Source organism: Bacillus sp. JJ722, assembly GCF_036963345.1.
Lineage (GTDB): Bacteria > Bacillota > Bacilli > Bacillales > DSM-1321 > Bacillus_AD.
Window position 1 is genome coordinate 16,089 of record NZ_JBALMO010000114.1, and the last position, 9,208, is coordinate 25,296.

The window sequence follows — 9,208 nt, forward strand, 5'->3', positions numbered from 1 at the left end:
GTTCAGAAGAGTAGTCTGAGCCTCTAGCACTTAATACGGCAACTTTTTTGTCACCAGCTAAACCAACTGGACCTTGTTCTGTATATTTGAATGTTTTTCCCGCTTGGGAAAGATAAGAAATATAAGTCACTAGTGGAGCAGGAACTGTGAAATTCCACAATGGGAAAGCGAACACTACTTTTTCAGCTTCTAAGAATTGATTTAAGTATTGATCTACTACTTCTACAGCTTTTGTTTCTTCTTCAGTTAATTCTAAACCTTGGCTGCGTTTATACCCACCAGTAATAGCTGTATTTCCATAGTAAGGAAGATCAATTTTAAAAAGATCTAGCTCAATAATTTCTGCATTTGAGTTTGCTTCTTTATATGTATTGAGGAATGTTTCATACATTTTTGTGCTAATTGCTTGATCTGCAGGACGATCATTTACTTTGATAAATAATACTTTTGTCATTGTTTTATTCTCCTTGATTGTTTGTTAATTACTTTATGTAAGTGAGTATATTTTTATAAGTTTATTTTGTCAAGTAATCTTGGGAGTTTTTTTCACTCAATATATAATAGTAAGTTTTTCTTCATTATTGAACACATCCGACCTATAGAATACAAACTTGAAGTCCAAGCTCTTTTTATATATAGGGAATTGTGAATATCTAGATGCTAGCTGCCGGATGTTAGTTAAACGTAAAGTATTATAAATCTAGTAAAATAGCTTATCTACGCACGCAATAATGGTTGCCTTTTGAGGTAGCTATTATTGTGTTTTTTTATGTCAAAATTCAAACTGTTACGTAACCATGCTCAGTTAAAGGTTAAGTGATAGTATACGACTGGATTTTATTTGAATTAATTCAATTGAACATGGAAAAGAATAGTATTTATATTATTTATTTTTTAAATAGACAATGGTATTTAATTTTAAAAAAATAATTTAGGAGATAGTTATGGACTTAAAACCGATTGTACCGTTCGAACCGATAAGTGTTGAAGAAATACCAGTGGGTAAAGAGTGGATTAGTCAAATTAAATGGGATGGTGTCAGAATCCTTACATATTTTAATGGCAAGGAAGTACGTCTTTTCAACCGAAAGCTGAATGAGCGTACAAATCATTTTCCTGAATTAACAAATGTAGAAGAATATTGTAATGCCAGTTCAGTCATTTTAGATGGAGAAGTAATTTCTCTTGACCAAAATGGTAATCCATCATTCCATGAAGTAATGAGACGCGATGGGCTTCGTCGTATGGAGAGAGTTGCACAAGTAATGCAATCTGTACCCGTATATTACATAATTTTTGATGTAATTTTTTTAAACGGAGAATGGATCAATAATTATTCACTTGATAAAAGATTAAATCTACTTTCTAAAATTATAAAACCCAGTAAATACATTCAAATTGTCCAAACACAACATGATGGATTACCATTATTTGAAGTCATCAAACTTCATAATTTAGAAGGAATTGTTTGTAAAAACCTAAACAGCCGATACATTATAAATGGAAAAAATTCAGAGTGGAGAAAAGTAAAAAATTATAAGGATTTAATAGCGGTTATTGGTGGGGTTACGTATAGGTCAGGCGTAGTAAATTCATTATTAATTGGACTCTATGATGAACAAAATCAATTTTGGTACATAGGACATGTTGGAACTGGGAAACTTACTAAGATGGATTGGGTAAACCTTACAAGTGCGATAGAACCTTTGAAAATCAATAAAAGACCTTTCATAAATGAGCCCGAACGAATGAAAGGTGTGCAATGGTTGCAACCGATTTTAACGGTAAAGGTTCAATATATTGAATGGCCAAAAGGGCATTCACTTAGACAGCCAAGTATTCAAGCATTTGTTGATCAAGATCCGAAAATCTGTACAATACCCGAATAAAAAGGAAGATGCATGATGAAAAGATTGTTTCCTAAAACAGACAAGAGATATAAAGGTTTTTTTTTATCTTAGGATGGAATAGTAAAAACGAGGAATTTTTGATTGGTATTAAGAGGTTTAATAAGGTTGTTGAACTAGGAATGTTTTCTCAAGGTTTGAAAGAGCAAGAAAAAAATATGTTAATTCAGACCATATTGAGTAATCAAAAGAGAAGTGTTGATGGAATGGTCCATATTGATCCAGGAATATGCATTGAATTATCGTTTCAAACAATGGAGAATGACCAGTTATGTGATACTATTTTTATGTCTTTCCAATTTGATATAGAGTGGGAACAATGTACGTTGGAACGGTTAGTTTTGAATTATACATCTGTTGAAATTGAGGTTAAATATACGAATCTAGATAAAGTAATCTGGGAAAACCCGCTTATTCTTAAGGAAGGGGTTATTTCGTATCTTTCACTGGTTTCGCCATTTATGCTTCCTTTTTTAAAACAGAGAATTTTAACTACTATTCGTTATCCGAACGGTGTTTCAGGTGAATCTTTTTTTCAAAAGAATTGTCCAGATTATGCTCCTAGCTTTATTCAAAGAAAAGAAAAAGAGGGGAATCATTTTGTAGTTTGTAATGACTTATCTACTTTACTTTGGCTAGGGAATCAATTAGCTATCGAGTTTCATATTCCATTTCAAACCATTAATGCAGATCAACCGTTAGAAATTGTTTTTGATTTGGATCCACCTAGTCGAGATCGTTTTCATCTAGCTATTAAGGCAGCTATAGAGATGAGAAAGATTTTTGATAGCTTTAATATAGTGAGCTATCCAAAGCTTTCAGGTAGCAAGGGTATACAGATTCATATTCCGATTGCTAACTGTGCATTTACATATACAGAAACAAGGCTGTTCACGTCGTTTATTGCTCATTATTTAGTTGAACAGTTTCCAGCTGATTTTACAATTGAACGATTGAAAAAGAATCGAGGCGGTAAACTTTATATTGATTTCATCCAGCATGCGGAAGGAAAGACGATTATATGCCCTTATTCCGCTCGTGGCAAGGAAGATGCGACGGTTGCTACGCCGCTTTTGTGGGATGAGGTTAATGAAAATCTTAAGATGGAGCAATTTACTATTCCATTTGTTTTGAACCGACTTTCTAACATGAATTGTCCAATGAGTGACTTCTTTGAACATGAGAATCCTTCTTTGGTGGAAATAATTTCTAAACTAAAGGAGAATGTGTGATAAGACTAATTTGAATGAGAGTAGTAGTACAAAAAGGAGCTGAAATCACAGCTCCTTTTAAGGGAAAGCATTCCTGGACAATGAATAGGTACGCAATTAATCCTTATAAATGCGCATTAATGTTTTTAAGCCTTTTTCTATTTCAAATTCTGTAAGACCAGCAAATCCTAACATGAGTTGTACAAAACCAGTATTTACATTGGGAGTCTCATAATAGATTGAAGTTTTATACACTTTAATATGATGCTGAGCGGCTAGTTCAATTAGTTCATCTTCAGTTTTACTTGTATGAATTTTTAAGATAATATGCATTCCTAAGGTTGTATCGCTTAGTTTGATAGAAGGTGGAGTATATTGTTGCATAACTTCTTTAATTTTTATCATCTTTTTCTTATAAATGCTGCGCATTTTATTTATGTGAACACCCCATGCGCCTTCCTCGATGAAATAGTGCAATGTTCTTTGGTGAATGTTGGAGGCGCTTTGTTCGAAAAGTAACTTTATTTTTTTATAGTTTTTGAGTAGTGAATTCGGTAAGACTAGATACCCGATTCTAATGGAGGGTAAAAGCGCTTTGGAAAAACTCCCTATATAAATAACTCTTTCGTTATTATTTAAGCTAAACATGGCTGGGATAGGTTTTTGTTTATAACGAAATTCACTATCATAGTCATCTTCAATAATATAGCCATCTTGCTTCTCAGCCCAATTCAACAGTGCTAAACGATTATGTATAGGCATGATCATCCCTAACGGAAATTGGTGTGAGGGAGTGACATAAACTAGTTTACTATTCGCTTTTTCAAGTGTTTGAAGCTGAAGGCCATCACAATTTACAGGTATTGACTCAATGTCAAAACCTAATTGACGAAAAACTTCTTTAGCGCCTTGGTATCCGGGTTCTTCAAAAGCAATAGAATGAAATTGATTTTTCAATAACAAACATAATAGAAACAATAGTTGTTGAGTGTTACTCCCAACGATAATTTGATCTGCACTAGCATTTACACCTCGAGATTGATACAAATATTTCGCTATAGATTCTCTTAAAAGAGGGTCACCTTGATGATCACCGTACGTATATATCGATGAGTCTTTTAAGATACGATTAGAAAGGATACGCCATCTATCTAATGGGAAATGCTCTTCATCAACAGCACCTAGACGGAAGTCAATCATATCTTTCGATGGACTTTTAACGGTTTGTTGAAAGTTTACCTTTATAGAAGATGTTGAATAATTGTCTATAGGTAACCGTTCTACAAAATATCCACGTTTGCTTTCACTCCTTACAAAACCTTCAGCAAGTAATTGTTCGTAGGCGAGCTGCGTCGTATTACGGCTAAGATTCAATGCATCTGCTAAATTTCGAATGGAAGGTAATTTAGAGTTTGGAGGTATTTTTCCTTCCATTATTTCTTTCTTTATTTTTTTATAAACTTGTACGTAGCGAGGTATAGGACTATTTTTGTCAATATGAAACAATAACTCGTTTATGATCATCACTCCTAAACTGACATTTTTAAAAATTATAATCTATACCTTTTTGAAATGACAATATTTTAGTATCATTTCGCTATTACATAGATTAAAAAAAGCGGGGTGTATTCAAGTGTTACTAGTCAGTAGTATTATTCTAGGCTTATCTGTAGCTATACCGATTGGACCTATTTCAATTGAAATGATTCGACAAGGATTAAAAAATGGTTTTATGCACGGTTGGAGTGTTGGATTAGGAGGAATGACAATTGATGTTCTTATGATTGTTATTGTGTATTTTAGTTCTGGACCATTGTTAATATCGCCTATTTTGCAACAATTCATGTGGTTGATTGGAGCCATATTCTTATTTTATTTAGGTTATTGTAGTATTAAAGAAGCTTCCTATAACTTTACTAACGATAATAATGTTGAAAAAAAATCATATTTGAGTTCTTATCGGAATGGATTTTTAGTGGCAATTACGCCAGGGAATCTTGTTTTTTGGTTTAGTGTTTTCGGTACATTATTATCCGATAAAATACAAAACTACGATAAACTAGATTTTAGCATAATGGCCGTTGGCATTATTTTGGGTATTTTAATTCATGATATTCTTTTAATGATTTTAGTGAAATACGCTAAAGCCTTTTTAAACCAACAGTGGATTAAGAGGGTATCAATTATCGCTGGTTTGATATTAATCTGTTTCGGTGGGGTTTTTATTTCTAAGTTTTTTGTATTACTATAGCAGAACTGATTACTATCCGTTTGTGCAAATGGACATTATCCTATTGATTCAAGCATTAACAATCAAATTATTGATTATTTAATGATCAATGAAACCGATCACGTATTTTCTATTGAGCTTAATGATTCCTAGTATAGTTATAAAGAGATTGATTATCGCTCATTTATAAAAGTATCTAAGGAACCTGAAATGATTGAGATCGAAGAAATGAAACTAAAAAGCCCTACAAAAATACTATTGTCAAACGTAAAGAATACAGAGTACTTTATACAAAAGTTTGGTGATAAAGTAAATATTATTATGACTGACTCAGCTAAGCTTATACAAATAATGAAAGTAGGAGTCTCAAAAGAAACAGCCATTGCAAATATTGCAGACAGATTAGATCTTTCTTTAGAAAAAACAATGGTATTTGGTGATGACTTTAATGATTTAGGGTTATTTAAACTTTGTGGGTTGCCAATTGCTATGGAAAATGCGATTGACGAATTAAAAAGATATGCTAAAAAAGTTACAACTTCAAATGACGAAGATGGGGTAGCTAATATATTGGAAAAGTTAGTGGGAATTGAAAGTTAAACATGATCATATCTAAAACAATAGCCGTGTCAAAAGGTCAAGTAGACAACCTTTTAACACGGCTATAAATTTTTACTATTCTTTAGGTATATAAAAACGTACAGTGGTTCCGATGTTTTGAATGCTAGATATATCTAAACCTCGTCCATATAATTGTTTTAATCGCTTGTCAGTATTAAGTAAACCAATACCTTGATCGGAATTATTTTGTTGATTTGTTAGTAATCTTTGCAGTTTTTGTTTGGATATCCCAACCCCATTATCAATAATAGAGATTCGAACTTCTCCTTGTATTTCGCTTATTTGTATATGTACAGTCCCTCCATTAGAACGTTTTAGTATGCCGTGCATAATAGCATTTTCTACAAGTGTTTGAATAGTTAGTGGAGGAATATTTACTGATATATGTTTATCTATTTCCCATTCTACTGTCAGTCGCTCACTATGACGTTGTTGTTGGATGAATACATAGGAACGAACTATTTTTATTTCTTGATCTAGAGGTATAACTTGATTTAAATTTTGTGAATCAAAGCATGCATGTAAATAGTTTCCGAATTCATCTATTAATTCCATCATTTTAGGAGGATTAACTTCACTTAAAGCTGCAATTGTATTTAATGTGTTAAATATAAAATGTGGTTGAATTTGCGCCTGTAACCATGCAGCTTCCATTCGGATTCTATCTTTAACAGATTTTTTTAAATCTGTTAAAACTTTTACCCGGGCTTTTAATTCGAGTTGTTCAACCGGCTTTGTTACATAGTCATTAGCTCCATAATAAAAGCCTGCTTGAATATCTTCGATTTGGCTACGTGCAGTCAATAATAAAATCGGAAGTTCTGTAAGTGAATATCTTTCTCGAACCTTTTGAGTTAACTCGTATCCAGACATATTTGGCATCATAACATCTGTAATGATAAGATCCCAAGTTCTTGTATTTAATAAATGGAGTGCTTCTTGACCGCTTGTACATGTAACCACATTATATGGTTCGGATCCTAAAATACTCTCGAGAATGGATAAATTCATAGGATCATCATCAACAACTATTATAGAAGATAAAGCTTTATTCTTACTCATTGGATTCTTACTCAATCGATTTTCTTCTTTCCTTGGTAGGGGAGTTGGTATTGGTTCAAAATCTGTTACGTCCTCATGATTTTCATTTATGGGAAGGGTGAAAGCAAATGTGCTACCGATATTAACAGATGATTTAACCGATAACGTACTTCCATGTAATTTGACTAATTGTTCACAAATACTTAAACCTAATCCAATTCCACCGGCGATAGCGGTCATACTCGAATCAATTTGTTCATATGGTTTGAAAATAGTCTGTAATGCTTCTTGATTCATTCCTATTCCTGTATCTTGAACTCGTATAATAGCTATCCCATCTTCTGTTTCAGCGAAAATCTTTATCTTTCCTTCATTTGTATACTTCATTGCATTATGTAAGAGGTTGAATAGAATTTGAAACAACCGATTTTCATCTGCTTTCACATTTGGGAATGTTTTAGGAATTTTAACTTCAAATGTAATATTTTTTCCTTCAGTCATGAAACGGAGCATATCTAAAACACTAGAAACGACTGATAAAACATTTACTGATTCAATTTGTAATTGAATGGACCCTTTTTTTAGCCTTGTAATATCAAGAAGATCGTTTAAAATAAGTGACATTCTTCGGCCAACTTTCGCAAGAAGTTGTAAATTTCTCTTATTATCTTTGCTTAAATTGTCCTTCTCAGTTTCCAAAATCGTTTGAGTAATATTGATAATTCCATGAAGAGGATTTCTCAATTCATGGGAAGTATTAGCGAGAAACTCATCTCTTGTTTTATCAATTCTTTGTAATTCTATAGCTATTTCCTTACTTTCTTTAGTAGTTTGAAAGAATTTTTTAAACCAAAATGTTGAAAAAAGCATTATACTAATGATTTGATCAATAGGGTAATGTGGGTAATCAAGATTTAGACTATCTTTAACAATACCCCCTAACGTACTGATGGTAACGCTAATAATGGCAAGTAAGATATACATATCTATTTGTTTCAATGAAAAGCCTTTATACAAACTTTTAATAAAAAGTATGGCTGCAAAGATTATTACTACTGTATATAATAGATCATTATATTGCATGAATGGTTGAGTAATAACAGACAAAATAAACAATACATATAGAGCACAGAAAATGTAATGAGATAGAATAAATGATGTTTTCTTCGTCTCAAATTCTTTAAGAATAAATTGTATAAACTGCAACAGAAAAAACACAGCACCTGAATACGAAAGGTAGGATAAGATTTTCCACCACTCATAACTCAGAGAAGGAATGAAAGAAAAAATTAGTTTATCATCATCAACTAAAACGGTTAAGGTCGTACAAAAAAAGGCCATGGCAAGATACAATAATTCTTTTTTTCTAACGAATAGACCGAAAATAATTAATACATAAACACCATGGAAAAACAAAACGCCAATAGAGAGAATCTCCATAGAAAATGAAAATAATCTTTTCTTTTTCATTGCGCCATAAGTACCGAAATCTATGGATTTCATTATTCCACTCGATTGGATTGATTGATCATCTGAAATTTGAATCAGGAGTTCAATTTCACTTACATTGCCAGCTGTAAGAACTTCATATGGTCGATAGTTTAGTTTAGAATAATTTTCATCGTTAAACTTATTGTTTAATTCCTCTACTTTCTTACCATTGATATATATTGCACTCACAGATTTAACATCTCTAAAATTAAAGCTGTAAGGTTGTTCACTTTGTTGATTAAGTAATATTCGAAGCCGATAAGTTCCTTCTCTATCAGAAGAATCAGTATTTTGAACGATGGTTGAATTATTTCTTTCGGGAACCTTCACTAAATCACTTGGCATGTTGTTTAAAGAGTTTTTTATATCTGTAGGTTCAAGTAATTGGTAAAATTCCCATTCGCCGTTAAGGGAAATCGTTTCGTTTTCAGGGAATGGAATTTCGCGAAGGTCAAGTACTCCATCTTTGATTTCAGGGTAATCTGATTTTTGAAATAAAAAAATCCAACTAAATCGAAGACTAAGTAGAATACATATAAATAAAATCACTATAGCTAGAGCTTTTTTCTTATTCATTTGCTTATGCTTTCGCAATCCCCTTTATAAAATTTGATACTACTCTTAAATAGAAAATAAATGTCTGTTTTATCCTGTTCTAACTGGCGCTAAGACTCCCACTTCAAAACGAGAAAGTAAATGCGAAGACG

The 9,208-nt window shown here is 32.3% G+C and carries 7 protein-coding genes; 4 read left to right on the forward strand and 3 right to left on the reverse strand.

Translation table 11 applies throughout. The annotated features are described in order from the left end of the window. Positions 1–454: FMN-dependent NADH-azoreductase (locus V7014_RS15005; protein ID WP_335508244.1), on the reverse strand; the 454-nt coding region annotated here is incomplete at its 3' end. A 490-nt stretch (positions 455–944) separates the two neighbouring features. On the opposite strand from V7014_RS15005, the gene V7014_RS15010 reads away from it, so the two are divergent. Further along, positions 945–1,889: an ATP-dependent DNA ligase gene (locus tag V7014_RS15010; protein ID WP_335508245.1), complete on the forward strand. Its 945-nt coding sequence runs from the start codon at positions 945–947 to the stop codon at positions 1,887–1,889. 98 nt (positions 1,890–1,987) lie between these two features. After that, the gene (gene ligD / locus V7014_RS15015) at positions 1,988–3,139 is read left to right on the forward strand and encodes a DNA ligase D (protein ID WP_335508246.1); all 1,152 of its coding nucleotides are present in this window, start codon (positions 1,988–1,990) and stop codon (positions 3,137–3,139) included. 96 nt (positions 3,140–3,235) lie between these two features. Here ligD and V7014_RS15020 read toward each other — a convergent pair whose 3' ends face one another. Beyond that, the gene (locus V7014_RS15020) at positions 3,236–4,642 is read right to left on the reverse strand and encodes a PLP-dependent aminotransferase family protein (protein WP_335508250.1); all 1,407 of its coding nucleotides are present in this window, start codon (positions 4,640–4,642) and stop codon (positions 3,236–3,238) included. A gap of 109 nt (positions 4,643–4,751) precedes the next feature. Between V7014_RS15020 and V7014_RS15025 the strand changes: the two genes are divergently transcribed. Continuing rightward, positions 4,752–5,369, forward strand: coding sequence for a LysE family translocator (locus tag V7014_RS15025; protein ID WP_335508247.1), 618 nt, complete (start codon positions 4,752–4,754; stop codon positions 5,367–5,369). A 165-nt stretch (positions 5,370–5,534) separates the two neighbouring features. Further along, entirely contained in the window at positions 5,535–5,948 is a 414-nt protein-coding gene (locus V7014_RS15030) for an HAD family hydrolase (RefSeq protein ID WP_335508251.1), read from the forward strand. A gap of 75 nt (positions 5,949–6,023) precedes the next feature. Here the strand turns inward: V7014_RS15030 and V7014_RS15035 are convergent, their stop codons facing one another. After that, positions 6,024–9,077, reverse strand: a complete 3,054-nt coding sequence (locus V7014_RS15035; protein ID WP_335508248.1) for an ATP-binding protein — start codon at positions 9,075–9,077, stop codon at positions 6,024–6,026. Positions 9,078–9,208 lie beyond the last annotated feature (131 nt).

Coding starts and splice junctions, on each gene's coding strand:
- V7014_RS15020 (WP_335508250.1), bottom strand. CDS start 4,642: ATGATCATAAACGAGTTATTGTTTCATATTGACAAAAATAGTCCTATA.
- V7014_RS15035 (WP_335508248.1), bottom strand. CDS start 9,077: ATGAATAAGAAAAAAGCTCTAGCTATAGTGATTTTATTTATATGTATT.
- V7014_RS15010 (WP_335508245.1), top strand. CDS start 945: ATGGACTTAAAACCGATTGTACCGTTCGAACCGATAAGTGTTGAAGAA.